The 25659-nt window shown below is 46.9% G+C and carries 25 protein-coding genes, 2 pseudogenes and 1 riboswitch; of the genes and pseudogenes, 11 read left to right on the plus strand and 16 right to left on the minus strand.

Features of this window, described 5'->3' with window-relative positions:
* From K4039_RS30005 to trmD, 9 genes and pseudogenes are all read right to left on the minus strand, one after another.
* Positions 1 to 1405: pseudogene (locus K4039_RS30005) on the minus strand (IS66 family transposase); the annotation flags it as partial.
* 198 nt (positions 1406 to 1603) lie between these two features.
* Positions 1604 to 2383, minus strand: coding sequence for a nickel pincer cofactor biosynthesis protein LarB (gene larB, locus K4039_RS23620; protein ID WP_265238955.1), 780 nt, complete (start codon positions 2381 to 2383; stop codon positions 1604 to 1606).
* 74 nt (positions 2384 to 2457) lie between these two features.
* Positions 2458 to 4230: an ABC transporter substrate-binding protein gene (locus K4039_RS23625; RefSeq protein WP_265238956.1), complete on the minus strand. Its 1773-nt coding sequence runs from the start codon at positions 4228 to 4230 to the stop codon at positions 2458 to 2460.
* Between the two features lie 28 nt (positions 4231 to 4258).
* Positions 4259 to 4831 carry a PIN domain-containing protein gene (locus tag K4039_RS23630; protein WP_265238957.1) on the minus strand — a complete coding sequence of 191 codons (573 nt, stop codon included), beginning with the start codon at positions 4829 to 4831 and terminating at the stop codon, positions 4259 to 4261.
* The gene (locus K4039_RS23635) at positions 4809 to 5357 is read right to left on the minus strand and encodes a hypothetical protein (RefSeq protein WP_265238958.1); all 549 of its coding nucleotides are present in this window, start codon (positions 5355 to 5357) and stop codon (positions 4809 to 4811) included. Before K4039_RS23635 ends, K4039_RS23630 begins: the two co-directional genes overlap by 23 nt.
* A gap of 68 nt (positions 5358 to 5425) precedes the next feature.
* Positions 5426 to 5905 (minus strand): 2-C-methyl-D-erythritol 2,4-cyclodiphosphate synthase, encoded by a 480-nt coding sequence (gene ispF / locus K4039_RS23640; protein ID WP_265238959.1) that lies wholly within the window; start codon positions 5903 to 5905, stop codon positions 5426 to 5428.
* Between the two features lie 93 nt (positions 5906 to 5998).
* The gene (locus K4039_RS23645) at positions 5999 to 6178 is read right to left on the minus strand and encodes a hypothetical protein (RefSeq protein WP_265238960.1); all 180 of its coding nucleotides are present in this window, start codon (positions 6176 to 6178) and stop codon (positions 5999 to 6001) included.
* A 1-nt stretch (position 6179) separates the two neighbouring features.
* Positions 6180 to 6746: a zeta toxin family protein gene (locus K4039_RS23650; RefSeq protein ID WP_265238961.1), complete on the minus strand. Its 567-nt coding sequence runs from the start codon at positions 6744 to 6746 to the stop codon at positions 6180 to 6182.
* Positions 6747 to 6908: 162 nt separating this feature from the next.
* Complete coding sequence (trmD, locus tag K4039_RS23655) at positions 6909 to 7583, minus strand: tRNA (guanosine(37)-N1)-methyltransferase TrmD (RefSeq protein WP_265238962.1); 675 nt, start codon at positions 7581 to 7583, stop codon at positions 6909 to 6911.
* 329 nt (positions 7584 to 7912) lie between these two features.
* Between trmD and K4039_RS23660 the strand changes: the two genes are divergently transcribed.
* On the plus strand, positions 7913 to 8806 hold the full coding sequence (locus tag K4039_RS23660; RefSeq protein WP_265238963.1) for a cyanophycinase: 894 nt from the start codon (positions 7913 to 7915) through the stop codon (positions 8804 to 8806).
* A 472-nt stretch (positions 8807 to 9278) separates the two neighbouring features.
* Positions 9279 to 12002 carry a cyanophycin synthetase gene (gene cphA / locus K4039_RS23665; protein WP_265238964.1) on the plus strand — a complete coding sequence of 908 codons (2724 nt, stop codon included), beginning with the start codon at positions 9279 to 9281 and terminating at the stop codon, positions 12000 to 12002.
* A 97-nt stretch (positions 12003 to 12099) separates the two neighbouring features.
* Here the strand turns inward: cphA and K4039_RS23670 are convergent, their stop codons facing one another.
* From K4039_RS23670 to K4039_RS23685, 4 genes are all read right to left on the minus strand, one after another.
* Complete coding sequence (locus tag K4039_RS23670) at positions 12100 to 12783, minus strand: hypothetical protein (RefSeq protein ID WP_265238965.1); 684 nt, start codon at positions 12781 to 12783, stop codon at positions 12100 to 12102.
* Entirely contained in the window at positions 12780 to 13184 is a 405-nt protein-coding gene (locus tag K4039_RS23675) for a RusA family crossover junction endodeoxyribonuclease (protein ID WP_265238966.1), read from the minus strand. The genes K4039_RS23670 and K4039_RS23675 overlap by 4 nt, the downstream gene beginning before the upstream one ends.
* 272 nt (positions 13185 to 13456) lie before the next feature.
* Positions 13457 to 13675, minus strand: a complete 219-nt coding sequence (locus tag K4039_RS23680; RefSeq protein ID WP_265238967.1) for a type II toxin-antitoxin system HicA family toxin — start codon at positions 13673 to 13675, stop codon at positions 13457 to 13459.
* Positions 13672 to 13875 carry a type II toxin-antitoxin system HicB family antitoxin gene (locus K4039_RS23685; protein WP_106148859.1) on the minus strand — a complete coding sequence of 68 codons (204 nt, stop codon included), beginning with the start codon at positions 13873 to 13875 and terminating at the stop codon, positions 13672 to 13674. Before K4039_RS23685 ends, K4039_RS23680 begins: the two co-directional genes overlap by 4 nt.
* A gap of 376 nt (positions 13876 to 14251) precedes the next feature.
* Between K4039_RS23685 and K4039_RS23690 the strand changes: the two genes are divergently transcribed.
* From K4039_RS23690 to K4039_RS23705, 4 genes are read left to right on the plus strand one after another with little or no spacing between them, the layout of a single operon-like run.
* Complete coding sequence (locus K4039_RS23690; RefSeq protein WP_265238968.1) at positions 14252 to 17686, plus strand: DNA methyltransferase; 3435 nt, start codon at positions 14252 to 14254, stop codon at positions 17684 to 17686.
* 46 nt (positions 17687 to 17732) lie between these two features.
* Positions 17733 to 17960: a DUF2281 domain-containing protein gene (locus K4039_RS23695; protein ID WP_265238969.1), complete on the plus strand. Its 228-nt coding sequence runs from the start codon at positions 17733 to 17735 to the stop codon at positions 17958 to 17960.
* Entirely contained in the window at positions 17957 to 18343 is a 387-nt protein-coding gene (locus K4039_RS23700) for a type II toxin-antitoxin system VapC family toxin (RefSeq protein ID WP_265238970.1), read from the plus strand. Before K4039_RS23695 ends, K4039_RS23700 begins: the two co-directional genes overlap by 4 nt.
* Complete coding sequence (locus K4039_RS23705) at positions 18318 to 18671, plus strand: XisI protein (protein ID WP_265238971.1); 354 nt, start codon at positions 18318 to 18320, stop codon at positions 18669 to 18671. The genes K4039_RS23700 and K4039_RS23705 overlap by 26 nt, the downstream gene beginning before the upstream one ends.
* 45 nt (positions 18672 to 18716) lie before the next feature.
* Here the strand turns inward: K4039_RS23705 and K4039_RS23710 are convergent, their stop codons facing one another.
* From K4039_RS23710 to cbiE, 3 genes are all read right to left on the minus strand, one after another.
* On the minus strand, positions 18717 to 19103 hold the full coding sequence (locus K4039_RS23710; RefSeq protein WP_265238972.1) for a DUF433 domain-containing protein: 387 nt from the start codon (positions 19101 to 19103) through the stop codon (positions 18717 to 18719).
* An 82-nt stretch (positions 19104 to 19185) separates the two neighbouring features.
* Complete coding sequence (locus K4039_RS23715; RefSeq protein WP_265238973.1) at positions 19186 to 19551, minus strand: hypothetical protein; 366 nt, start codon at positions 19549 to 19551, stop codon at positions 19186 to 19188.
* Positions 19552 to 19576: 25 nt separating this feature from the next.
* Positions 19577 to 20785 (minus strand): precorrin-6y C5,15-methyltransferase (decarboxylating) subunit CbiE, encoded by a 1209-nt coding sequence (gene cbiE, locus K4039_RS23720; RefSeq protein ID WP_265238974.1) that lies wholly within the window; start codon positions 20783 to 20785, stop codon positions 19577 to 19579.
* A gap of 220 nt (positions 20786 to 21005) precedes the next feature.
* Between cbiE and K4039_RS23725 the strand changes: the two genes are divergently transcribed.
* The 5 genes and pseudogenes from K4039_RS23725 to K4039_RS23745 all read left to right on the plus strand — a co-directional run.
* Entirely contained in the window at positions 21006 to 21701 is a 696-nt protein-coding gene (locus K4039_RS23725) for an Ig-like domain-containing protein (protein WP_265238975.1), read from the plus strand.
* A gap of 204 nt (positions 21702 to 21905) precedes the next feature.
* Positions 21906 to 22024: riboswitch (cobalamin riboswitch) on the plus strand.
* Positions 22025 to 22076: 52 nt separating this feature from the next.
* A complete protein-coding gene (cobG, locus tag K4039_RS23730) occupies positions 22077 to 23513 on the plus strand; it encodes a precorrin-3B synthase (RefSeq protein ID WP_265238976.1) in 1437 nt (478 codons plus the stop codon).
* Between the two features lie 233 nt (positions 23514 to 23746).
* The gene (locus tag K4039_RS23735) at positions 23747 to 24376 is read left to right on the plus strand and encodes a precorrin-8X methylmutase (protein ID WP_265238978.1); all 630 of its coding nucleotides are present in this window, start codon (positions 23747 to 23749) and stop codon (positions 24374 to 24376) included.
* The gene (locus tag K4039_RS23740; RefSeq protein ID WP_265238977.1) at positions 24373 to 25083 is read left to right on the plus strand and encodes a precorrin-2 C(20)-methyltransferase; all 711 of its coding nucleotides are present in this window, start codon (positions 24373 to 24375) and stop codon (positions 25081 to 25083) included. Before K4039_RS23735 ends, K4039_RS23740 begins: the two co-directional genes overlap by 4 nt.
* Before the next feature lie 356 nt (positions 25084 to 25439).
* Positions 25440 to 25659, plus strand: a pseudogene (locus tag K4039_RS23745) (photosystem II q(b) protein); the annotation flags it as partial.

Consider the following 25659-nt stretch of genomic DNA (forward strand, 5'->3'; position numbering starts at 1 on the left):
CAGATAGAGCATCACGGAAAAAAGCCATTGCACTTTTACCTTGAAATCTACAAGTCTGAATCACAGATAGCAAATCAGCAGTTTGTTCAAACCGAAACATGGAGCGGGAACCGCCAGATACTTTACGTTTAGTCACAGCTAATCGCAGAGAACGTTCTGCTAAATTATTGTCTGGAGGAATTTCAGGGTGGTCTAAAAAGTACCACCATTGGTGCGCTTTCTCACGCAACGAGCGCAGCAACAGTCCAGCAGCATAACCAACATGACCCATCCAAGTATTTAACAATTCTGCCAGTCTGGTCTTAAAGTCCCTCGCCCAAGTGTGATAATCGAGTTCTTCAGGGTGTTCGCGCCATTGTCGATGTTGTCGAAATGCCTCATCAATTAATTCCAAAAACGCCTCTGCGATAACAGTATTGTTGCCGTGACTAATTTGAAGAACTTTCTTAAAATGTTGCCGTAGATGCGCCAAACATTTCTGCTGTGCCCCAACAACCACACCGCTGTATACGCTAAAGTCATCAGAGCTCAATACTCCAGCTTGCCTCGTTCCCCAGCATCGTCTCTAATTCGGCACGCAGGGCGAGTGTCTGCCGCATGAAACAGGCAAAAATCTTTACCCGTAGCTGTCCACAACCATTCTTTGACTCCCTTGACACACCACGGGGTTTCATCGACATGGACGTTAGCTTGTAATGGCGCCCATTTCCATAAGTCGGCAACGGCCGGCTTTACAGCATCTGCTACCCGCGCATTTGTCGCTTGTAAAGTACCTATCCCAATTTCAATTCCACCTAATTCCCGCAGGAATTCTTGTTGCTTTTCATAGGATATATGCCCATAATTACCTAACCATACCAATAATGCTTGTAGGTCGATGCTTAAGTCTTGTCCTGGAACTATCCCGGACGCTAGCGCTCCCATCACCATTGCTCCATATTCTAGGCACTGACACTTCCCTCGTTGATATTCCACTACTTCAATTGGTTTAGCGACCAAACAGGCTACCTGCTGCTTGCTGTAACCAATCATCTCACTTAATTCTTTGCTGCCACAATGCTCACTCTTAGTCAGGAGAGCTGATTTGATATCTATCTACTCGCCCAAATCCTTTTCGGGTTTTGCCGATATGTCCTCGCTGTCCTCCTGGCTTGCGCTTGGGCTCGGACTCTGAGGAGGAGGAGTTCTCAGAAGGGGCTTTCTCTGATTTCTGTATGAGATCGCTGGATGGGGGTTTCGAGGATGTCTTACTATTGCTCGGCTGTTTCTCTTTGAGCCTTTCGAGTTCTTGTTGTAATTTTTCTATGAGCTTCTGTTGGGTCAGCACAATTTTGATCAGTTCCTCACGGCTTAACTGCTCAACTACTTCCATTTTTAGTGCTGCTAACTCTGGTTTTTCGCTCATCTGACTACATTACCATATTTCTGGACTCCCAACGATTTTGACCAGTTCCTCATGGCTCCACTGCTCAACTATTTTGATTTTCAGTGCTGCTGACTCTTGTTCTTCCCTCATCTGACTACCAGATTTCTGGACTCTCAACTATTCTTGACCTGAATCCTTACCTCAAAACTATTCCTCCTTTCCCATTCTCCCATTCTCTCATTTTCCCATTCTTCCCACTCGCCCAGCGCTTCTCAAGATTTGGCAAGCTAAAATCGCCGCCCCAAATCCGTTATCAATATTCACCACACCCACACCAGCGGCACAAGAATTAAGCATAGTTAAAAGAGGAGCAATCCCGCCAAAACTCGCGCCGTAACCAACACTTGTCGGCACCGCAATCACCGGACAATCCGCTAAACCCGCAACCACACTCGGCAAAGCACCTTCCATACCAGCAACCGTAATCAACACATCAGCATCATCAATCACGTGCCGATTATTCAACAAGCGGTGAATTCCAGCAACTCCCACGTCCCACAAACGCCGCACCTGAAAACCGCAAAGTTCCGCCGTAACTGCCGCTTCTTCCGCCACAGGCAAATCCGCTGTTCCCGCACTGATGATAGTCACAGTACCCGGATGCTGCCAAGTTGGGGAATTAGCAGAAATTGCACAAATTCGAGCTTTTTGGTAGTAGCACAAATCGGGTATTTTTTGCTGCAATTGCTCGAAAACGAACGGTTCAATTCGCGTCGCCATCACCACAGGATTTCGCCCGCGCATCGCCTCGATAATTTCGACAATTTGGTCTGGTGTTTTCCCTGGGCCCAAGATGACTTCAGGAAAACCAGTTCTTAAGGTGCGGTGATGGTCAATTTTGGCAAAATCACCGACTTGTTGAAAGTCAAAATGCTTTAACTTGTCCAAAGCTGCGATCGGGCTAACATCGCCGGCCGCCACGGATTCGAGTAACTTCTGTAAAATTTCAGGTTCCATGAATTAATTTACTAATGACCAATGACTACTGACTAATGACCAATGACAACTGACAACTGACAACTGACAACTGACTATTCGGCAATTTTTAGTTCATACAAATTCCAGAAAGCACCGCCGATCGCACTATAGCGAATTCCGGATACGCGATCGCGCACCGCCTCAAAAGTCAGCGGATTCACCATATAAATAAAAGGCACTTGTTCCGCTATAATCCGCTGCGTCTCCCCATAAAGCTCCTTGCGCTTCGCCTCGTCAAGCTCCTGAGAAGCCTTCACATAAAGGTCATCAATTTTCTGCTCCCACTCCGCCACTTCCCAACCCTTAATCGGCGGTTCTGTCCCTAACGGGCCCTGGTTGAAACTGTGTAAAGTCCCCTTAACAGACCAAATATTGTAGCCGCTGTGGGGTTCCAGCCCTCCCGTAAAACCGCCGAGGTAAGTATCCCAATTTTTAGTCAAACGCAGCTTTTCGACATAAGTGTTAAAACTCAGAAACTGCGTGTCAATTTGCATCCCCAGTTTACCCAAATCTTGTTTAATTTGCGTTCCCATTTGCTCCCGCGCTTTTTTACCAGCAGCCATCAACAAAGTAAAGCGCACTTTGTTACCCTCAGTATCCAACAATTCGCCGTTACTATTATAATTGAATCCTGCACTTAACAGTAACTCTTTCGATTTCTGCGGGTCGTAACTGTAAGTTTTCAATCCCTGTTCTGGAGACAAGTAAAACGGGCTTTGCGCCGGAATTGGGGAATGCAGCGGCGCGCCAAGTCCGCGATAGATATTGTTAGTCATGGCGTCGCGGTTGATGCCATAGGCTACGGCCTGCCGAAACTCCTTACTCGCGAACCAGCGAGACTTAACCGGGTCTACAAACGGCTGATTTTGAGGATTGCGCCCCTTATTCAGATTGAAACACATAAACACGCTGCCAGTATCTGGGCCGCCATTAAACACCGTATATTTGCCACGTTTTTCCTCCCGTTTCAGCAGCGGGAACACCTCCGGCTGCACGTCCAGAGTATCCAAATCGCCCGATCGAAAATTTAGCAATTGATTATCCGTATTTTCGATAATTTGCCAGACAATTTGCTGGATATAAGGCTGACTGTTACCTTCTGTATCTTTGCGCCAAAAATATGGATTTCGTTCCAAAACAACGCGCTGGTTGGGAGTATAGCTCAACATTCGGTATTGGCCGTTACCGACAATTTTTTTTGGGTCAGTATCCGTGCCCCAAGCAGACAGGTATTTAGGCTTACCGTCAGCCTCTGTATTGGTGGCATATTCCTGCAAAATATGAGCTGGTAAAATTGGTATTCCCCCAGCAAATCTAACAAAAGGAGCAAAAGGTTCTGCCACTGAAAATTCAACGCGGCGGCTGTCAATTTTTTTGAGTTTGGGCAATTGACGGCTTATACCAACCCTCAGAGTATCTTTCAATCCGCTAGGAATTTTATCATTGAAATAAATTTTTTCATAGGTGAAGATAATGTCATCAGTTGTCATCGCTTCGCCGTCAGACCATTTCAAGCCATCTCGCAGGGTGAAGACAATCTTTTTGCCATCTTTAGAAACTTCCCAGGACTCTGCTAAACCAGGTTCTAGCTTCGATGTCAAGCCGTTTTCGTTGAGCAATCCCTCGTACATATAGCCAAAAACGCTATATGCAGATTGATTTAGCGGGTAATTGAAGGTAGACGGGCCGCTGGGGGTGGGAACGATGAGTCTGTTTGCTAAAGTCGATCGCACCGGAGTACAAGCAGACAGACTGATAGTGGCAATTAGAGCTAGCAAAACAGCCAGCCAGCGGCGCTTTGAATGTAAAATAGGGAAATTTTTCATAAGAATTTAGTTTACCACCTGCGTGCAATTATGACTGAGATTGTAGCCAACCCAGAAAGTCTTCAGTGCGCGAAAAATACTTAGTTATCCCGACTTCCTGCAAAGCATCTCGAACTTTCGACAGACCAAATTCTTTGACGTTACCGCTGAGAAATACTTTGCTTTCTGTAGAATGCGATCGGGCATGACTAAGGATACAGTGTAGAATCAAATTGTCTGTTGGGTCTTTTTTGATGATAGCTGTGTTTAAACTCGATTGAATAATCTCTAAATTTAGTACAATCATTTCTGCATTTTCTGACATCATAGAAATTGCTTCTCGCAACCGCAATTCAAGTTCATCTATTCGTTCTAGATAGTAAAGTAATGACTCTTCTAGGTAAAAAGATAGAGATGCGACTTTTTGAGAGGTAACATCTCGCTTTGTTTCACTAATTTGACGACTTAGCTGTTCCTTAAAAGAGTTGTGTCGCTTCAACTCGTCCTCGAAAGCTGACCAAGCCGACCTATAACAAACGCTGGGTATGACTAACTGAACTGAGGAAGACAAATCTCTAAGCAACATAATTGCTTCAGCCTCACGCCCTGTAGCAATACTCATCAGAAAGTTGGTCTCGATATATATAATTGCCACCTAATTCCACTCCTGATTTTGTTGTTTCACCTGCGAGTAATGGCAGCAAACCGATGGCTGCTATCTGCTCCGATGCTGGCGAAATCTTTGATTTCCAGTTATAATCTAAGTCATGCAGCCACGTTTCTATCAGCCCGCCAAGGGTAAGTTCAGAGAGCCATTTACTGCCAAACGTAGGCATATAATAGCGACATATTTCACCAGTATTGAGAGTGCAAACAGGTTCTGATAAATTCACGCCATCCCATTTGAAAATCAAAATTTTTTCCGCGTCAATAAACATAACATAGGGAACGATCGCGTTTTTTTCAGACAGGTTAGCTAATACAGCTTTCAGCCAATCGATCGCGCGATCGACAATTTTCTGTTTCGCCGCTGGTTCTTCAGCTTGAATAATTTTAACCTCGATTAGCACCACTATGCGATCGTCCTTATCCAACGCGATCACATCCGCGTCTACAGGAAATTGTAACTCCCAGTTGTCAGTGTCCATGATTTCAGGCTTCCTAGCGATTTTGGATTAAACAATTGACTCCACAGTCAATTTTAGATGATAGAGTTCTATTTTTGGCCCAGCAAAACTACAGCATAGGCTGCAATTCCTTCCTCTCTCCCCACGGGGCCTAACTTTTCGTTAGTAGTAGCTTTGATGCCAATTTGGTCGGGTTTTAATTGTAAAACACCAGAAAGCCGATCGCGCATTTGCTCAATATGCGGTTTCAGCTTCGGACGTTCGGCCACCACCACCGAATCAATATTGCCAATTTCCCACCCTTTATCTAATATTAACTGATTGACTTGTGCCAGCAACACTAGACTGTCTGCACCTTTCCATTTCGGGTCAGTTGGCGGGAAATAAAGCCCGATATCTCCTAAACTGAGAGCTCCCAGCATCGCGTCCATGATCGCGTGGGTGAGCGCGTCAGCGTCGCTGTGTCCTAATAAGCCTAATTCGTGGGGAATGTGTACGCCACCGAGGATCAGAGGGCGTTCTGGAACTAAGCAGTGAATGTCGTAGCCGTTACCAATGCGGATGTTCATGTCAAAAAGTAGATGTTTGGGGAACGCAGACAGTAGGAAATTATTGCACAGTTTGTCTGGCGATCAGCGAGTTTTTTGGGCGATCGACTTGTTTTACTTTTGGGCAGATATTGGAGGAATGCGATCGGCCGTTAAAATTACTACTTTCCCATCTTGCCAAACAGCAATAGATTCACCTAATTTGCGGTGTCTTTCTATAGCTGCGGCAACTGCCGATTTCAGTCCAACATTAATTTTTGTAGATAAAAGTTGTCTGGGTTTTGATTGTTTCATTTTATTTTTGAGTTATTTGATTCCAGCTTTCAACATTATAGATTATCTGTTCTTCCTCGATACTCCCTTCTGCCACTAACTGAGCAGTTTCGTGAGAGTTGTCATAGATAATCCAATTGTCGCACAGTGGCAAATACAGAGCAATCAAATTTCGCAGTCCTCTGTCATAGCGACGGCGGATGACATCTTCTGGGATAGAATGACCGCCGCTAGCTACCCGTCGGGCTACTCTTGCTATGGCTAGTTCTGGCGATCGCAACCAAAAATAAATTAAATTAATTGTATAATCTTTTGTTTTACAACTTCTGAGAAAAGCTGCAAAGCTGCGGGCCGCCAGAGTAGTCTCAAAGGCAAAATCAGTTCCAGAATTAGACAAAGTTTGTAGTCTTTCTAGCATGATGCGTCCGGCGGTTATGGCTACGGACTCTTGATTGAATGGTGAAAGTGCCGCCGCGATCGCATCAGCATTGATATATTCAAAACAGTCCAGAAAGTTGGGCAATAAACTCATTGATGCTGTGGTTTTCCCGGAACCGTTAGCGCCGCCAATTATGTAAAGATTCGGCATACATTCAACAGTTAAATTTACACTAAAGAATGAAAATTAAATAACTTACAATCTTTATTGTTCTTGTGGGATGGGCGTCCCGCCCGTTCTTTCTGGACGGGCGGGACGCCCATCCCACAAACTTGTGTAAATTATTTAATTTGCGATCCTAACTTTAGTTAATTAATCCGCTAGCAAATCCGGCCGCCTTTGGCGAGTTCTGGCAATTTGCTGTTCCTTGCGCCAGCGAGCAATTTGGGCGTGATTCCCAGACAGCAACACATCGGGAACCTTCAATCCCCGAAAATCCGCCGGCCTAGTGTACTGCGGATAATCCAAAAGCCCGTCTTCAAAACTCTCAAACTTCAGGGAATCTTCCTTTGCTACAGTTCCCCGCAGCAATCGCAAAACCCCATTAATCAAGGCCAAAGCGGGAATTTCGCCCCCCGTGAGCACAAAATCGCCCAGAGACACCTCGCGAGTGACCAAATGCAGCACTCGATCGTCCACACCCTCATAATGTCCGCAAATCAACACTAACTGATCGCATTCCGTCGCGAATTCCCGAAACATCGGCTGCTGCATCGGTTCCCCTTGCGGAGTCAGCAAAATCACCTCCCGCCTCGGCAAAATCGGCAGCGACTCCACCGCCGCAAAAATCGGTTCCGGCTTCATCAGCATCCCCACTCCACCCCCGTAAGGCTCGTCATCGACTCGCTGGTGCTTGTCTGTGGTAAAATGGCGGGGATTGACAAAATTTACCTCAGCAATCTTTTTAGCTAAGGCTTTGCCCATCAGTCCCGATGCTAGGGGAGCCAGGAAAAAGTCTGGAAATAGGGTAACAACGTCAAATCGCACAATAATTGGAATTTATTGACACATCACCCTCTAGTTTGACCCTTAGAGGTAGATCGGTTTTCAGTAATTGCTTTATTTTTTATAATTTCTTATAATTTCTGAGAATTTTTGTAAGTTAAATTCTCTTCCTTTGTTTACGGGCTAGTTTTGTATAAAGATCATCTGTTCTCAGAAATCTGTTCTCAGGACAGCCGATGCGAGTAAACTCACCCCAAACGACTGCGGGATAGTCCTACCCCGCACCAAAAAAATATTCACTCTTAAAAAGCCCCATTGTACCCACAGCCACGGCAAAATTAAATTTCACATCTCACAGAGGAAGACACACCATGCAGCAGTTGACATCTCAAGCCCTAGAACACAATATTGCCCAGCGCACAAAAACCTCGATTATGGTCATCGGGGGGGCCGAAGACAAAGTTCACGGGCGAGAGATTCTGAATACCTTTTTTTGCCGTGCTGGGGGTGCAAACGCTCGGCTGGCGATCGTCCCCTGCGCCTCGCGAGATCCCGAAGGAATTAGCAACCGCTACCGCACCATATTTGATGAAATGGGCGTTAGCGCCGTCAAAGTCATTGACATCCGCGAACGCGAACAAGGCGAAAACCCAGTCTGGAAAGATTATTTAGAAGACTGTACAGGCGTATTTATCACAGGCGGCGACCAACTGCGACTCTGTGGGCTGCTGGCTGACACCCCGCTGATGGAGAAAATTCGCGAATATGCTCTTTCGGGCAAGATTACCCTCGCCGGCACCAGCGCAGGTGCTGCGGTGATGGGATATCACATGATTGCAGGCGGCGGCAGTGGCGCCCCGCCGAACCGTTCTTTAGTAGACATGGCAAACGGACTGAACATTATTCCTGAGATCATCGTAGACCAGCATTTTCACAACCGCAACCGCATGGCTCGCTTGCTGTCGGCTGTGGCTTGCCATCCCGATCGCCTTGCTATTGGTATTGATGAAGACACCTGCGCTTTGTTTGAGGGAGATGATACTATGAAAGTTCTAGGTAAAGGCACTGTGACTATTGTTGATTCTAGGGAAAATTTTTATACCAACGAAGCCCTAGTAGGAGCGACAGAACCCTTAAGTCTGTTCAATATGCGCTTGCACGTTCTGTGTCACGGAGATTGCTACAATATGCCCCTAGGCAAACCAATGCCATCGGCAGCCTGTTCCGAGTCGGGATGGCCTGTGGAATGCCGCACAGCTAACTAAACGCAGAACATTAGAGTCATTGATTCGGGAGAAATTATGCGGCATTCCGGCCGAATAATGGATACGACGAAAGGATATATTCCGAACCAGCCACAGGCTGACGCCAGAAGGTAGAATCACAGAAGATTCTACCTTCTGACTTCTAGTTTATTGCTGCCATTGACTTGTACTTCTGTTTAGCCGATCGCTCAGCCATAAATTTTCAACACTGGCCAGTCCAAAAACGGGTACAAGCCCCGACGCTATGAATGTGGAGAACCCAAGATTTTAGATCAAAATTCAAGCTTCCAGGTTGATCTGTAGAGTAAATCTAAAATCTAAAATCTAAAATCTAAAATAGACTGGCGGCCCATAACTGGAAATTCAATGCCAAACTGTTCGCAGCGAACAGTCGATCGAGCAATCTAGATCCAAATTGAATAAATGCTCCAATTACCTATAAGATTTAGCGACCCATACCCCTCTTACTGTCATGAAAATACTTAAAATTCAGACGTTACGCGGCCCCAACTACTGGAGCATCAGACGCCACAAACTTGTCCTCATGCGTCTGGATTTAGAAGAGTTGGCAGATAAAACCACAGCGCAAATTCCTGGATTCTACGAAGGGTTGATTGCCGCGCTGCCGAGTTTGGACGACCATTACTGTTCTCCCGGCCATCGGGGAGGCTTCCTGCAACGTGTCAGAGAAGGCACGATGATGGGACACGTCATCGAACACGTAGCCCTAGAACTTCAGCAAATGGCAGGAATGCCGGTCGGCTTCGGTCGCACCCGCGAGACTGCCACACCAGGCACTTACCAAGTAGTAATCGAGTATCAAAACGAACAAGCAGGTCGCTATGCTACCCGCGCGGGTGTGCGGATGTGCCAGAGCATTGCCGATACTGGCTCTTATCCAGCCGCAGAATTAGTCCAAGATTTAAGAGATCTCAGAGAGTTTGCTTTGTCGGCTGCCCTTGGGCCGAGCACGGAAACACTGATTAAGGAAGCAGAAGCTCGCGGTATTCCCTGGATACCCTTGAGCGCCCGGTTTATGATTCAACTAGGCTACGGGGTACACCAAAAGCGGATTCAGGCAACTCTGAGCAACCGCACGGGAGTTTTGGGGGTAGAACTAGCCTGCGATAAGGAAGGTACTAAAAATATCCTCGGTGCTGCCGGCGTGCCGGTTCCCAGAGGGACGGTGATTAATTATTTGGATGAACTGCGCGCGGCGATCGAAGATGTCGGCGGTTTTCCGATCGTCCTTAAACCCCTAGATGGCAACCACGGACGCGGAATTACGATCGACATCAACTCCTGGGAAGTAGCAGAAGAAGCCTACGACTTAGCCAGCGCAGCATCGAAAACCAAAAATGTGATTGTTGAGCGCTATTACACCGGCCGCGACCACAGAGTATTAGTCGTCAACGGGCAAGTCGTAGCAGTAGCAGAACGAGTCCCCGCTAACGTCGTGGGTAACGGCAAGTCTACAGTAGAACAGCTCGTTGAAGAAGTGAACCGCGATCCACAGCGGGGAGACGGACACGACAACGTGCTCACCCGGATCACGATCGACAAATTGACCCTCGATTTGCTGCAAAAACAAGGATACGCGATGGACTCCGTAGTGCCCGCCGGCGAAAGAGTATTTTTGCGCGCGACAGCAAATTTGAGCACCGGTGGCATTGCAGTCGATCGCACCGACGAAATCCACCCCGAAAACGTCTGGCTGTTTTCCAGAGTCGCCAAAATCATCGGTTTGGACATCGCCGGCATTGACGTAGTAACATCCGACATTTCCCAACCCCTGCGCGATACGAACAGCGTCATCGTCGAAGTCAACGCCGCACCGGGTTTCAGAATGCACGTCGCGCCGAGTCAGGGTTTGCCCCGCAACGTCGCCGGCGCAGTCTTCGATATGCTTTTCCCATCGCCTCAACCCAGCCGGGTGCCGATTTTAGCGGTAACTGGAACCAACGGCAAAACTACAACCACTCGCCTGCTGGCCCACATTGTCAAGCAAACGGGTCAAATTACCGGTTACACGACTACCGACGGCACTTACATCGGTGAATATTTGGTCAATAGCGGAGATAATACTGGGCCACAGAGCGCTCAGTTGATTTTGTCCGATCCGACGGTGGAAGTGGCGGTGCTGGAAACGGCTAGAGGTGGAATTTTGCGATCGGGCTTGGGCTTCGATCAGTGCGATGTGGGCGTTGTTTTGAACGTCGCAGCCGATCACTTGGGCATCGGCGATATCGAAACCGTGGAACAACTAGCCAAGCTCAAGAGCGTCCTCGTCGAGTCAGTAATGCCCAAAGGCTATGCAGTTTTGAATGCAGACGACCCGCTGGTATCACATATGGCGCAGCGTGTCAAGGCTCAAATTGCATATTTTTCGATGAACCCGGACAACGAACTGGTTGCCAAACACACCGCAGCGGGCGGGCTGTCTGCGATTTACGAAAATGGGTATTTGTCAATCTTAAAAGGCGATTGGACACTGAGAATTGAGCAGGCTGTGAATGTGCCGCTGACGATGGGCGGGCGCGCGCCGTTTATGATTGCTAATGCTTTAGCGGCTTGTTTGGCGGCTTTTGCCCAAGGAGTGAAAATAGAGGATATTCGATCGGCTTTGTCAAGCTTTCAAGCATCCGTCGGTCAAACTCCCGGACGCATGAACTTGTTTAATTTGGGTAGCTATCACGCTTTGCTGGACTACGCCCACAACCCGCACAGCTACAAAGCTTTGGGCTGTTTCGTGCAGAATTGGCAGGGAATGCGGATCGGGGTAGTTGGTGCGCCAGGGGATAGACGAGATGAAGATTTTGTCACCCTGGGCAAACTTTCGGCCGATATGTTCGATCGTATTATTGTCAAAGAAGATATTGACAGACGTGGCCGAGAACCCGGTGTCGTGGCTAAGTTGATTTGTCAGGGCATTGCCGAGGCGATCGCTGCACGCACCCCAGATCAATCCAAAGTTCAATACGAGTTGATTCTCGACGAAACAATTGCTGTTAACAAGGCTTTAGATGAAGCGCCGAAGGGCAGTTTGGTGGTGATTTTACCGGAAGGCGTCACCAAAGCTCTGACTTTGATTGAAGCGCGGAAGCCGATTCAGGAATCTGTGGTAAATGCTGCTATTGTCGATCGGGTTTCTGAATCGCAGAATAGTTTAAAACCGACAGTGGTAAATCAAGGCTAAACTGTAAATTTTCATTGAATTAATAGGTTGGGTTTAATTGCGTTAAACCCAACCTATTTGTTTGAAAAATTACGTAGTTTTTGTGCTTTTTAAAATTTTAGCCTGCTCCATCGCCCGTATGCAAATCTTTCAATAATTTTTCGGCCAGTTCAATCAGTTCGCATACAGATTTTTGCGTAAGTTGTGTAGTTTTAAACCCGTGAGCAATAGCATTCCGCAAAGAAAGCGCATTCATTAATAACTGATACTCAGATTTAGAAATTACGCCCTCTACCGTCAGTTGTTTCACTAAATACAGCGGATATAATCTTTGCAAACTTAGCTCTTCTTTCTGGGCAACAATCCTCAAAGTTGCCTCAACTAAAGACCAAGAATATAGCATTGCTGACTCTAAATGTTGTGCGACAAGTTGCTTGGCAACTTGTAAACCCAACTCTATTTCATGTTCTTGAAAAGAATCCTCAGCTTTGGGAACCTCGACTGCATCCTCCGAGTTAGTCATCACTAACTCAAACCTCCAACCAGGATTTTCTGCTACTGCTTGGGCTAAATTGCGTAGATATGTACTAGAGGGTGAGTTGAGTGAAGCGCGTGACTTGACTACAATAACCACCGACTCTTCGCCCCGGCGCACTATCAGATCCGGGCGATAGCTTTTAAGGAAGTCCGGTAAATCTTCAGAGTTTGGATGAAATGAAATTTCATAACCTTTCTCACGATACTCCTCTGCTAGTTTTAGCAGTCGCTCTCTTTCTATGTTTGCAGTTGCGGTTGCGATCATGTCAGTACCTCTTGATCAGGAGCATCAATTACGACAATGTGCAAGAATTCATTGCCACGGGCAAATCCTTCCGCTAGAATTGAGGTCATATTTTCTACTTTAAAGTTACCTGATAAATTCCTCTTGCGGGCTAGGACATCAGTTACTTGATCGTCATCGACATAGGCTAGCCCGATAATTGCATCTTGAATTGGTTTTACTATGTTGTCCACATCGATTTTAACAGAATCGTAGAAATAAGTTATCTGGAGCATAACTGGGCCAGTAGCTGTTTTCTGCTCCGAAGACCAGTATTTTTCAGCCTCTTGCCTCACCGTGATTTTCCAAGCTTTAAGACGATCTCGCCTACGAGCTTGTTGTGATACTGGTGGGCCATCTACTATGAACTCAAATCTCGCCAAAGTGTTTCTAAATAGAAGATTGGGGATTATTTTACCTTTTAACTACCACCCACTGAGTAATCGGTGCCAGTTGTAGGGTGCGTCGCTCGTTTAATCTGGCGTTGTGGGGCGAGAGTTGTTTTTGGCGACGCACCCTACGTTGAATTAAGTGAACCGTATTGTGCTAAGCAGTTCCGCATTTAAATTGTGTGTCAATAATCAATCAAACAATGAGTGGGGTGGGCACGCGAGCCCGCGTCGAATATGCAATTTAAATGCAGAATAGCTTATACTTAAGAAAAACTTTGTAAATCTTCCTCAGATAGCTGAGCTATTTTCATTAATGCTCTCAAGGTTCCAACTTTCAAATCTTGATTTCGGTGAACAGGAATTGACAAAATTTTTTCTAGTTCCGGGTTTTCATAGATATGATGACTGCCGGTAACTCTTTTCAAAACCCAACCTTTCTGCTCTACTATTTTACAAAGTCGCTTCCCCGAAATAGATTTCATACAGCAATTTCCACAACTCGATCTGTGGAGGCAATTGCTTCACGACTATTAGCAACTTCGAGCCAACCTTCAATCGCATCTTTTAAATTAATTATTACTTCTTCTATCGTGTCCCCTTCAGTTATGCAGCCGGGAAGCCCTGGAACTTCTGCCCAATAGCCACCTTCTTCTGCGGGATGTACGATCGCTCTAATTTTCATACATTTATTGAGTGAGGTATTTTTCAAACACTAAAGCTATAAAAACCCGGTTGCTACGCAAAATCTTCGTTGTGAACGATCGACTTTAAGGCAGAAGCCGGGTTTTTGACTCCGCTTGTATCTAGGAATATCGTCAAACATATTATAGCAAATATCAATACTAAAGCGTCCTAACCGCCAAGGCGGTTGCTATAAAGCAAAATCGCAAGATAATACCATTTTTCTAAAGATATGCTGATGAAGTCTGAGCCAAGCCGAACTCACGGGGGGGGTTGGGGGGGTAATATCTAGCGCTACTTTCTGAAATTGGTATAAATTGCCAATCCGAACCAATCTAACTATAGAATAAGGAAAAAGCAAGCAGCAGGGTTGAAAAATGAATGAAGCCGATCGCACCAGAGTCGAAACATTCATCACGCGCTGGGACGGTTCTAGCGGTAACGAACGGGCAAACTACCAGCTATTTTTTTCGGAAATGTCCGATGCGCTGGGAGTCGATCGCCCGATCGATAAAGGCAGAATTCCCAACGATCCCTACTGCTTTGATAAAGATGTCAAAATTTTTCACCCCAGCGGGAAAGTCACTCCGGGGTTTATCGACTTTCACAAAGCAGAGCATTTTTTAATAGAGGCCAAACAGGGCGGAACCACGGGTAAAAAGGGAACTGCAAAGCGAGGAACTAATACCTATTTGCGAGAAATGGAGAAAGCCTTTGTGCAAGCAGTTGCTTATACGCGCAGTCTCAGCAGCAAACCGCCGTTTTTGTTAACTTGCGATATTGGCGATCATTTTGAGTTGTGGATGGGATTTAGTGGCGACTATGGCGGCTATGGGGCGCGGCGAGACATTGGGTTAACGGAACTCCGAAAAGCGGATGTTTTCGATTTATTTGTCGATATTTTTACCAATCCGCAGCAGCGCAACCCGGAGAAGATTGCGGCGCGGGTGACGCGGGAAGTGGCGGCAGATTTGGCAGAGTTGGCGAAGGGAATGGAGGCGAATGTCGATCGCGCGATCGACTCCCAAAAGGATTATCCGCAGCAAGTCGCCCAGTTTTTGATGCGCTGTATTTTTACCATGTTTGCTGAAGATGTCGGGTTGCTGAAGGAACATCTGTTTACAAAGGCGCTGGAAACGCGATGGATTCTTAACCCGAAGACGTTTAAACCGGAGGTAGAGGCGCTGTGGGAAGCGATGAATGAGGGGACAATTTTTGGTTTTCATGGCAAGTTGTTGCGGTTTAATGGCGGATTGTTTGCGGATTCTACGGCGTTTGCGTTGACAAAGGCGCAGTTGCAGGTGTTGTTACAGGCGGCGAAGCGGGATTGGTGTAATGTGGAACCGGCGATTTTTGGGACGTTGTTGGAGAGGGCGCTGGATACGCGGGAAAGAAGTAAGTTGGGGGCGCATTATACGCCGCGATCGTATGTGGAACGGTTGGTAAAACCGGTGGTGATGGAGCCTTTGGGCGATCGCTGGATTGCGGTACAAGCGGAGGTTAAACAGTTGCTGAACGCGGGGGAAGCGGAACCGACTGCAAATCAGCAGAAAAAGGCGCGATCGGTTTTAGAGGCATTTCTGACGGAGTTACAACAGGTGAAAATTCTCGATCCGGCGTGCGGATCGGGGAATTTTTTGTATGTGACGTTGGATTTATTAAAAGGGTTGGAGTCGGAGGTGTTGCGGCGTTTGGAGGATGTCACAGGCGCGGCGCAGTTGCGGTTGGATATTAATCAGGTGAATCCGAGTCAGTTTTTGGGGATTGAGATTAATCCTAGGGCGGCGGCGATCGCAGATTTGGTGATTTGGATTGGCTATTTGCAGTGGCATTTTCGGCGATTTGGGGATCTTCCGCCGATCGAACCTGTGTTGCGGGAGTACAAGAATATTGAACACGGGGATGCGGTGTTGGCCTATGACGGGGTAGAACCTGATGTCGATGCGGCGGGGAAGGTACGGACTCGCTGGGGGGGACGGATGATGAAAAGTCCGGTGACTGGTGAGGATATTCCCGATCCGACAGATCAAGTAACGATTTATCGGTATTTGAATCCGAGGGCTACGGTGTGGCCGGAGGCGGATTATATTGTGTCGAATCCGCCGTTTATTGGAAATGCGAGGATGCGGGAGATGTTAGGGGATGGGTATGCAGAAACGTTGAGGAAAGTTTATAAGGATGTGCCGGATACTGTTGATTTTGTAATGTACTGGTGGCACAAAGCAGCGGAATTGGTTCGATTGAGTCAAGTTGAGCGATTTGGATTTATTACCACAAACAGTATTCGCCAAGTTCGGCAGCGGAAAGTTATTGATTTTCATTTTGCACAGAAGAGTCCAACCAGATTAATTTTTGCTATTCCCGATCACCCTTGGATTGATGGAGGTGCAGCAGTCAGAATTGCAATTACAGCAGGTGAATTAGATGACCTCAAAAAGCCTGTAAGGATTGCCGAACTTGGTACAGTAGTTGCTGAGTGTGAAGGAGAGACACCCGAAGACTCAGCAGAGCAAGTAGAAGTGCAGTTGCAGAAGGTAGGGCTAATTTTTAGTAACCTTCAAGCTGGTGCTGATTTAACTCAATCTCAACCGCTTCTGGCTAATGATAGGATCTCCAGTCGAGGTGTTATGCTATTTAGTTCGGGGTTTATTGTTGAGCAATCTGACTTTAAAGAGATTGAGTCTGAAGTTCTTTTCTCATACATCAATGGACGAGACTTTATGCAACGTTCTCGCAATGTGCGCGTCATTGATTTATTTGGTCTAAAAGCTGATCAAGCTCAAGAACTATATCCAAAAGCATTCCAATGGGTGTTAGATAAAGTTAAACCTGAACGAGATACTAACCGTGATAAGAGCCTCCGAGAAAACTGGTGGATATTTGGTCGTCCCAGAACTGAAATTCGACCAGCACTAAAGGCACTACAGCGTTACATGGCTACAGTAGAAACAGCGAAACATCGAGTATTCGTATTTTTAGATCGAAATGTTTTACCTGATAATATGTTGATTGCGATCGCCCTTGATGATGCTTATTTCTTGGGAGTTCTTTCGAGTCGAATTCATGTTGTGTGGGCAGTAGTAGCAGGCGGAACATTAGAAGATAGACCGCGTTACAACAAAACTCGATGCTTCGACCCCTTCCCATTCCCCGACCCAACCGAAACCCAAAAACAAACCATCCGCGAACTCGGAGAACGCCTCGACAGCCACCGCAAACGAGTCCAAACCGCTAACCCCGAAGTCACCATCACCGGGATGTACAACCTCCTCGAACAACTCCGCAAAGGCGAACCCCTCAACGACAAAGACAAAGCCTTCAACCAAAAAGCCCTAGTCTCCACCCTCAAACAAATCCACGACGAACTCGATACCGCCGTATTTGCCGCCTACGGTTGGGAATCCACCCTCACCGACGACCAAATCCTCGAAAACCTCGTCACACTCAACGCCCAACGCGCCGAAGAAGAACGCAACGGACAGATTCGCTGGCTGCGCCCCGACTACCAATCTCCCGGCGAAACCTATGTACAACCAACTCTCGAAGGTATCATCACCGAAACCGAAACCGCGATTATTCCCACCGAACAACAACCCTTTCCCAAAACCCTCAAAGAGCAACTTTCCGCCATCCGCGACTTATTGGGCACCCAAAGCGGCGAATGGACTGCTACCCAAGTCACCTCCCATTTCAAAGCAGCAAATCGCAAACAAAAAGTCATTCTCGACTGTTTGGAAAGCTTGGAAGATTTGGGAATTTTGCTCAGTCACGATGAAGGTGGCGTGACTTTCTGGCATCTTGCAGAAGTTTAGGGCGTTGCACTTGTTATCATGAGCTTATCCATCAAGAGGTTATCTAATGCTAGAAACCACCATCTTAGAAACCCTGGTCAAGTTGCCAGATTCCCTGAAACAGGAAGTGCTACACTATGTAGAATTCTTGGCGGCAAAATATGCAACTAACGAGTTTGCCGTAAATCCTCCTCAAAAGAAACGTCAAGCAGGGATGATGAAAGGCACATTTGTTTTACCGCTTTCCGATAACTTTGATGTACCATTAGAGGATTTTCAGGAGTATATGGAATGAGTGCATTGCTCCTCGATACTCACACTTTTATTTGGTTTTCAGAAAATGCTCCTAACCTATCACTTACCTTGAAGGAGCAGATTGAATCCGCCGATAGAGTCTATTTGAGTATTGCCAGTCTTTGGGAAATTGCCATCAAAGTCAGCATTGGTAAACTGAAACTGCAAACAGACTATGCAGACATCGAAGCTCAGTTACCTGCTGCTGGCATCTTGTTACTGCCAATTTCATTTGCGGATACTGTACAGGTTCGCAACCTACCATTCCATCATCGCGATCCATTCGATCGCATTTTAATTGCTCAATCCATTAATCATTCTTTAGTTTTAGTCAGCCGTGATGAAATGTTTGATGCTTATGCTGTTCAAAAACTCTGGGAATAAACTAGATTATTATCGCCAGTGCATCGAAAAGTTACTGATCGAATCGGGTGAAGACCCGCCAATTAATGGTCAGATAGAAGTAGAATTTGTTTTTGACAAAGAACGCGATCGCTATCTGGTTATCGATTTAGGATGGAATGAACATCACCGTATTTATAACTGCTTCATTCACTTAGATATCAAGGATGGAAAAATTTGGATTCAGCGCAATCAAACCGATCGAAGTTTGGCTGATAAATTAGTACAAATGGGGATTTCCAAAGAAGAGATCGTGTTAGGAGTTCAGCCTCCCTATGCGCGAGAGTATACAGGGTATGGAGTTGCATAGGAAATTGCCTCTCCATTAAATTTTCGGTATCGATAATATATTGAGTCATAGGGCTTCAGACTCAGGAAAATCGATATCGGAATTTCGATCGCGGCGATATGCTTCAACATATTTCGTGACTTCATTTAGCAACGGATTACATCTCAAAAGAGGTGAAACATTCAACATCGGACGCGCCTCATACCAAGCAATCCGATCGTCAATTTCTAGCTGATTATCCAAATAAAAGCTAATCGCATCAAACACTTGAGCAGCCGTCACCAGTTGAAGTAACTTCTGTGGAATTTCTTCAGGCTTTATTCCCGATTTCCAAAACACCACAATATCCCGTACAGTAACTTGAGTGTCTGCAATAATCGGTTCCCCCTGCAAAACTTCAGGATTGCGGGTGACATAGCGAGAAATGCTTGTAGAAGATAGCGAACTGGTCATGACGACCTCATAAAACAATGTAAACTAACTTTCATATTAGCATCGTGGACAGAAGATGCCTATTATTTCCCAAACTCCTTCTCTATTCCATCTGTAAATACTCCAATATCAGCAACCGCAAATAGTCTAGCATTCGGATATAGGCTCGCATTTGAAGATAGCCCGATCGCGTTTCAGCATAAAACTCAGCAATCGCAGAACGATCGAACACCCTAAGCTGATGTAAATTTGCGATCGCTTCCTCGCGATTCTCAACTCCTGCGCCAGCCTCAATTTGACTCGCATAACCGCGAATGCTAACTGTCACTAACTCAAGCTCCTCCAAAAACGAAAACTTTTCCTCGGTACCAAGATAGCTATGAGCTATCTCTTTGCGCTCTGATTTAGTCTTTTGATACTCAACATTCAACTGTGCCAAAAGCTGCACAATAATATCGTTATTTATCATAGCTTTCCAGCAAAGAGATCGCATTTTAACTTTTAACTACCACCCACTGAGTAATCGGTGCCAGCGGTTTCCAACCGAGAAAAGAGCCGATCGCCCCAGCGCGCTGAATCCCAATTCTGATCAATTCGCCGCCGTGCAAAGAATGCCATTGCAAAACCTTTAATTCGCTTTCAACAGTCACCGCATTTACCACCAAACGGCCGCCTTCACCTAAAGCATTCCAACAAGTTTCTAACAAAGCCTCAGCAGTGACACCGCCGCCGATGAAAATAGCATCCGGTGGCGGCAAATTTGCCAAAGCAGCCGGTGCGTCTCCCGCCACGATTTTGAGTTCGGGAACACCCAAATTAGAGGCATTTTCGGCAATATATTCCAGTCTAGTTGGATGACGCTCGATCGCGATCGCCCGACAACTCCGATGACACCGCATCCACTCAATCGCGATCGAGCCGCAGCCAGCGCCCACATCCCACAGCAACTCCCCCGGAATCGGCGCTAATGAAGACAGAGTAACGGCTCGAACCTCCCGTTTAGTCAACTGTCCATCGTGGCGATAGGCAGAATCCGGTAAACCCGAAGTGCGGGGAAGCAGCAGAGTTTCGCGATCGGCTGTAACTGCAATGGCGATCGCATTCAAATCAGCTAAATCCGTCGCATTCCAAGCCGCTGCAACCCCGTCGATCCGCCATTCCGCCTCCGACCCCATGCGCTCGAATACGGTCATCAAACTGCTGCCAAACCCCCGCTGTGTCAACAATTCGGCGACTTTTTCCGGTGTGTGTCGATCGGCACTCAACACCAGCAAGCGTGCACCGGGGGACAAAGCAAGGGCGATCGAGGCGATCGGGCGATTTGTTAAACTAAAAGTCTCAACATCCGCCAGCGCCCAACCCAAACGCGCGCAAATCAGACTAAAAGCCGATGCTGCGGGAATTATTGTCATTTCGGCGATCGGAATTTGGCGCGACAGCGTGACACCAATCCCGTGACACATCGGATCGCCACTTGCGAGCACGCAAACAGACTCTCCTCGACGGCTGATGATGCTGTCAACTGTTGTTTGTAGTGGTGAAGCCCAAATTAATTTTTCGCGGGTGTCGTCTGTTGGTAGCATTGCGAGGTGGCGCGCGCCCCCGACAACGATTTTAGATTGATCGAGTAGGGAAAGGGCGATCGGGCTCAATCCCAAAAGTCCGTCTTCGCCAATCCCCACCACCGAAAGCCATTTGTCCATTGAGTTTTTACTGTTAATTACAACTTATCAATTCTCAAGAATAATATGGGATTTTTATTCATAATTCTTGCTTCTACTTGCCTCATTCCCAGTCTTTCTGCTACTTTTTGCGACTCGATGTTTGGGCGATTCCCTACGGGATAGCTTCGCTTCACGCAGCTTGCGACAACATACTCAAAGCCAAGTTCATCAATAGATACAAAAAAAACCAATATTAAATATGAATAACAAACAGAAGGAAGTAATCGGGTTCGGCTGCGTAACTGCGATCGCCCTGTTATTCGGATTCATAGGTATTACGGTATGGGAGTTGAGAGTATTTCTAGGTATAGTTGACGGTCCCCCTTGCCTTAACTACGATCATCGGGAAGTACAGCCTTTAATTGTGGGTCAAACGACTAAGCTAAAAATCGGGAGTACCGACGACCCTTCAGGGTGTATTGTACGAAATTCTACGCAGTCCGAGAAAGAGTGGGTGTGGTCGTCCGATAATGCAGGAGTCGTCCAAGTTTCCCTAGATGGAATTGTGACGGGTATTGCGCCGGGAAAGTTTTCCGTCTTCGCAAAAAAAGGTGGAGAAGAAACACTCTCTATGTCCGGTATTGTTTACCCGCCTGATTGGACACTTCGGATTCTACCAGAAGTTGCAACCGTCCGCGTGGGCGATCGCATTACCTTTAAAATGTTTGTCTCCGATTCAAAGGGGAGATTGCTTCCGCCAGTAACTTATTTCCGATTTTCGACTACAGACTATCAGCAACCGATACCTGGTGCACCCAGCAAATCTCCCAATCTGGAGCCGTTGCTTGCTCAAACGCAATCAGCGGGAACATTTCAAGCGCTGCGACCGGGAACTGTTACTATTACTGGGGCAATGGGCGATCGCACTAGCCAAGCCAAATTAACCATAAAATAACAAGTATCGTTGCATTGGTATGAATCTGGGCCAGCGAATCAATTTAACTGAGTCCTGGATGCACTTTAACCAAAGAAACCGGGTTTTTTAGCGAATCTGCGGTCTGCAACCTTTATATTTTTGTAAAAAAGTCTGTTTCTCGCTATTCCTCTGAAAACTATACAAAATTAGCGGGCATTTGTTAAGAAAGTTGAGAATTTTCGCTGCGGGCGATCGACTTGTGATACATTTCTTAAACCTGAAAGCGGGAAAGTCCGGTGCAATTCCGGCGCTGTGCCGCAACTGTGAGAGTCAGAATGCCGATTTCGGGGCGCGTTTTGCGCGTTTACTTGTAGGTTCCCTGCGTCGCACGGGGAAGGAGATTATTTGTTAGTTTTGACTGATTTACCAACTTGTCCCGGCTTATTTTACGGTTCCCGCGCCCGAGACGGAGTTTTATCGAGAATGCGGATTCCGGGGGGAATTTTAAGCGTACAGCAATGTTGGTCGATCGCCAATTTAGTCGATCGCTACAGTACCGGCTGTTTGCAAATCACAAATCGGGCAAATTTGCAAATCCGAGAATTGCACTCAGAAATTCCCCCAGAAGTTTGGCAAGATTTGCAGGAATTGGGATTAGCGTCTCGCCGCGTTGAAGTTGACCCGATTCGTAATATGATGGCAAGCCCGACAGCAGGAATCGACAGACAGCAGTTAGTGGATACTCGCCCCCTAGTGAAAGCTTGGGATGATTACCTGCAAACACATCCTGAGTTATCGGAACTTTCGGCTAAATTCAGCATTGGTTTTGATGGCGGAGAATTAGTTTCAATCCGCAATTTACGGAACGATATTTTATTAGTAGCAGAAAGGCCATCGACAAATTCTGAAATGGTTTTTCGCCTGTATTTCAACAGCAATACAGGAATTATTATCGAACAATCGCAAACTATTTCAGTATTAGCAGCCCTCGCTAATGTCTATCTGGAATACACCAAAAATCGGCCGCGAATTGAGGGCAAAAAACCGCGCTTGCGGCACTTGCTAGCCGATTGGGGCGTTGAAAGTTATCTCGAAAAAGTAGAGACAAAATTGCCGTTTCCCTTGGGGCGAAGCGCGATCGAACTTTCAGAAAGAGCGATCGAACCCAACGCCAATCTCGGCATCCACCGTCAGCGACAGTCGGATTTCTCCTACATCGGCATTGCCCTGCCTTTAGGCAAGCTAGAATCAAAGCAACTGCGGAATTTGGCAAACTTAGCCAAAAATCTCGCCAACGGCACTCTGAGGCTTACACCGTGGCAAAATCTGGTGATTTCCGACATCCCCAACTCCCAGGTTTCTGAGGTCAATCAGCAAATCGCCGATTTAGGATTGCACTCATCCGCAACTAACCTAGATTCCTGCTTAGTTGCTTGCGCCGGTAGCAGCGGCTGCGCGTCGGCGGCGACAGATACTCAAAGTCACGCCCTAGAAATGGCGAGGGATTTAGCGCAAAAACTGACGATCGACCGATCGATCAACATCCATTTCAGCGGCTGCGAAAAATCCTGCGCCCAACACCAGCCAATAGACATCACCCTAATAGGAATTCAGATTGAGCAGGGAAACCAGACGATCGCAGGTTACAACATTTATGTAGGTAAAAAAGACTTGCCCTTTGGACGGCAAATCTTCCCCGCTGTGACTGTCACCGAGATGCCCCGCGCGATCGAGCAAATCCTGCGAGTATATCAGCAATTTCGAGAACCGGGCGAGTCATTCGGCGAATTTTGCGATCGATGGGCGATCGACAAATTGCAGAAATTACTTAGCCCAGAAAATCAGAATTAAAACAAAAAATATCCATTAAAACCGAAAAATTGTAATCATCTCCCCTTCTCTTTCTTACTTCGCGCCCTTAGCGCCTTTGCGGTTCATTTAAAAAGCTATTTCATCAATCAAACAAACTACCCATAATAACAATTTCAAATAAAGTTAAGTACAGTCTTTTAATGCCCAATGCCCAATGCCCAATGCCCAATTCCCAATTCCCAATTCCCAATTCCCAATTCCCAATTATTTTAATGATTGACTACATCCGAGACGGAACAGAAATCTACACAAAATCCTTCGCCACAATCCGCGCCGAAGCAGACTTGTCAAACTTGCCGCCAGACTTAGAAACAGTCGCCGTGCGACTAATTCACAGTTGCGGAATGATCGATATTGTTGCAGACTTAGCAGCTTCCCCCGGTGCCGCCGCCCACGGGCGCAAAGCCCTCGCAGCAGGCGCGCCGATTCTGTGCGACGCGCGAATGATAGCCGAAGGCATCACCCGCAAACGCCTTCCCGCTAACAATCAGGTGATTTGCACCCTCTGGCATCCCGATGTCCCGGAGTTGGCGCGCCAAATCGGCAATACTCGATCGGCAGCAGCACTCGATTTATGGCTAGATAAGTTAGATGGTGCAGTTGTCGCGATCGGCAATGCCCCGACTGCTTTATTCCGACTGCTGGAAATGCTAGATGCGGGAGCTCCCAAACCAGCGTTAATTCTGGGTTTCCCGGTAGGATTTGTGGGGGCGGCTGAATCCAAAGCCGAACTCGCTGCCAACAGTCGGGGAGTGCCATTTATCGCGCTACACGGGCGCCGAGGTGGCAGTGCAATGGCAACGGCGGCCGTGAATGCGTTAGCTCAAGAGGACGAACTATGACTAAGACTACTGGTAAATTGTACGGATTGGGTATCGGCCCTGGCGATCCGGAATTGATTACATTGAAAGCTTATCGGATTTTGCAATCGGTGCCGGTGATTGCGTATCCGGCGATGGAAAATGGTAAGGTGCTGGCGCGGGCGATCGTCGCAGATTATTTGCGTCCAGAACAAATTGAGATTCCGATGCCGCTGCCTTTTAGTCCCACGCGATCGTCTCAACCTTATTATGATATTGCAGCCGAGAAAATTGCCGCCCACCTCACCGAGGGCCGGGATGTGGCGGTTTTGTGCGAGGGCGAACCTTTTCTCTACGGTTCGTTTATGTATTTGTTCAACCGTTTGTCGGGAAAGTTTACTACGGAAGTTGTGCCGGGAATTTCTTCGACTATGGCGAGTGCGAGTGCGCTGGGAGTGCCGTTAACTTATCGTAACGATGTGTTAAGTATTATGCCTGCGACGCTGGATGCGGATATTTTGCGCGATCGGCTGGCGCTGGTTGATGCTGCTGTGATTATTAAGCTGGGGAGGCACTTTGCGAAAGTCCGGGATGTGCTGATTGAGTTGGGACAGTTCGATCGCGCACTATATATAGAACGCGCAACTATGCCGAATCAGCGAATTCGGGCGATCGCAGATGTCGATCCGGCAGAGGTTCCCTATTGGGCCCTGGTGATGATACCCAGCCAGCAAAAGTCTGTATCTTGAGCTCACAGACGGATACTTGCTTCAAGACAGGAGTCATGGATCTCAAACAAAGTTTACAAATGAGAGATATCGGCCAGATAAATCTGTGCAGTCAACCTAAAATCTCTCATCTCTCACCTCAAATCAACTGACTATCCCGTGCCTGAAAGCGGCACGCTTCCAGGCTTATCCTTTTTGTGTCAATTCTTTGCCTTTTTTCCACAATTTACGATAGTTATAGCTCAAGCTTATATCTCCCATCAGTTAAACTGTTGTTACATCTCTTTACAAAGCTGAGAATATGCTTTATGTTTATTACATGGCGGAACACAAAGCCGTCACGAACATTGAAAAATACATAACGCAATCATAAAACCATGACAGCAACCTTACAGCAGCGCGAAAGCGCCAATCTGTGGTCGCAGTTTTGCAACTGGGTCACCAGCACCGACAACCGCCTCTATGTAGGCTGGTTCGGCGTCTTGATGATTCCTACCTTGCTAACTGCAACAATCTGTTACGTAATCGCCTTCATCGCTGCCCCTCCAGTGGACATCGACGGCATCCGCGAACCAGTTGCTGGTTCCTTGATGTTCG

This window comes from Lyngbya sp. CCAP 1446/10 (genome assembly GCF_026130175.1).
In the GTDB taxonomy this organism is placed as follows: Bacteria; Cyanobacteriota; Cyanobacteriia; order Cyanobacteriales; family Microcoleaceae; genus Microcoleus.

Coding starts and splice junctions, on each gene's coding strand:
- K4039_RS23735 (WP_265238978.1), top strand. CDS start 23,747: ATGATTGACTACATCCGAGACGGAACAGAAATCTACACAAAATCCTTC.
- K4039_RS23690 (WP_265238968.1), top strand. CDS start 14,252: ATGAATGAAGCCGATCGCACCAGAGTCGAAACATTCATCACGCGCTGG.
- larB (WP_265238955.1), bottom strand. CDS start 2,383: ATGGAACCTGAAATTTTACAGAAGTTACTCGAATCCGTGGCGGCCGGC.
- K4039_RS23740 (WP_265238977.1), top strand. CDS start 24,373: ATGACTAAGACTACTGGTAAATTGTACGGATTGGGTATCGGCCCTGGC.
- K4039_RS23710 (WP_265238972.1), bottom strand. CDS start 19,103: ATGACCAGTTCGCTATCTTCTACAAGCATTTCTCGCTATGTCACCCGC.
- K4039_RS23680 (WP_265238967.1), bottom strand. CDS start 13,675: ATGAAATCTATTTCGGGGAAGCGACTTTGTAAAATAGTAGAGCAGAAA.
- K4039_RS23685 (WP_106148859.1), bottom strand. CDS start 13,875: ATGAAAATTAGAGCGATCGTACATCCCGCAGAAGAAGGTGGCTATTGG.
- K4039_RS23700 (WP_265238970.1), top strand. CDS start 17,957: ATGAGTGCATTGCTCCTCGATACTCACACTTTTATTTGGTTTTCAGAA.
- K4039_RS23715 (WP_265238973.1), bottom strand. CDS start 19,551: ATGATAAATAACGATATTATTGTGCAGCTTTTGGCACAGTTGAATGTT.
- K4039_RS23635 (WP_265238958.1), bottom strand. CDS start 5,357: ATGGACACTGACAACTGGGAGTTACAATTTCCTGTAGACGCGGATGTG.
- K4039_RS23705 (WP_265238971.1), top strand. CDS start 18,318: ATGCTGTTCAAAAACTCTGGGAATAAACTAGATTATTATCGCCAGTGC.
- K4039_RS23625 (WP_265238956.1), bottom strand. CDS start 4,230: ATGAAAAATTTCCCTATTTTACATTCAAAGCGCCGCTGGCTGGCTGTT.
- cphA (WP_265238964.1), top strand. CDS start 9,279: ATGAAAATACTTAAAATTCAGACGTTACGCGGCCCCAACTACTGGAGC.
- K4039_RS23660 (WP_265238963.1), top strand. CDS start 7,913: ATGCAGCAGTTGACATCTCAAGCCCTAGAACACAATATTGCCCAGCGC.
- K4039_RS23650 (WP_265238961.1), bottom strand. CDS start 6,746: ATGCCGAATCTTTACATAATTGGCGGCGCTAACGGTTCCGGGAAAACC.
- K4039_RS23630 (WP_265238957.1), bottom strand. CDS start 4,831: ATGAGTATTGCTACAGGGCGTGAGGCTGAAGCAATTATGTTGCTTAGA.
- K4039_RS23725 (WP_265238975.1), top strand. CDS start 21,006: ATGAATAACAAACAGAAGGAAGTAATCGGGTTCGGCTGCGTAACTGCG.
- K4039_RS23695 (WP_265238969.1), top strand. CDS start 17,733: ATGCTAGAAACCACCATCTTAGAAACCCTGGTCAAGTTGCCAGATTCC.
- cbiE (WP_265238974.1), bottom strand. CDS start 20,785: ATGGACAAATGGCTTTCGGTGGTGGGGATTGGCGAAGACGGACTTTTG.
- ispF (WP_265238959.1), bottom strand. CDS start 5,905: ATGAACATCCGCATTGGTAACGGCTACGACATTCACTGCTTAGTTCCA.
- K4039_RS23645 (WP_265238960.1), bottom strand. CDS start 6,178: ATGAAACAATCAAAACCCAGACAACTTTTATCTACAAAAATTAATGTT.
- K4039_RS23670 (WP_265238965.1), bottom strand. CDS start 12,783: ATGATCGCAACCGCAACTGCAAACATAGAAAGAGAGCGACTGCTAAAA.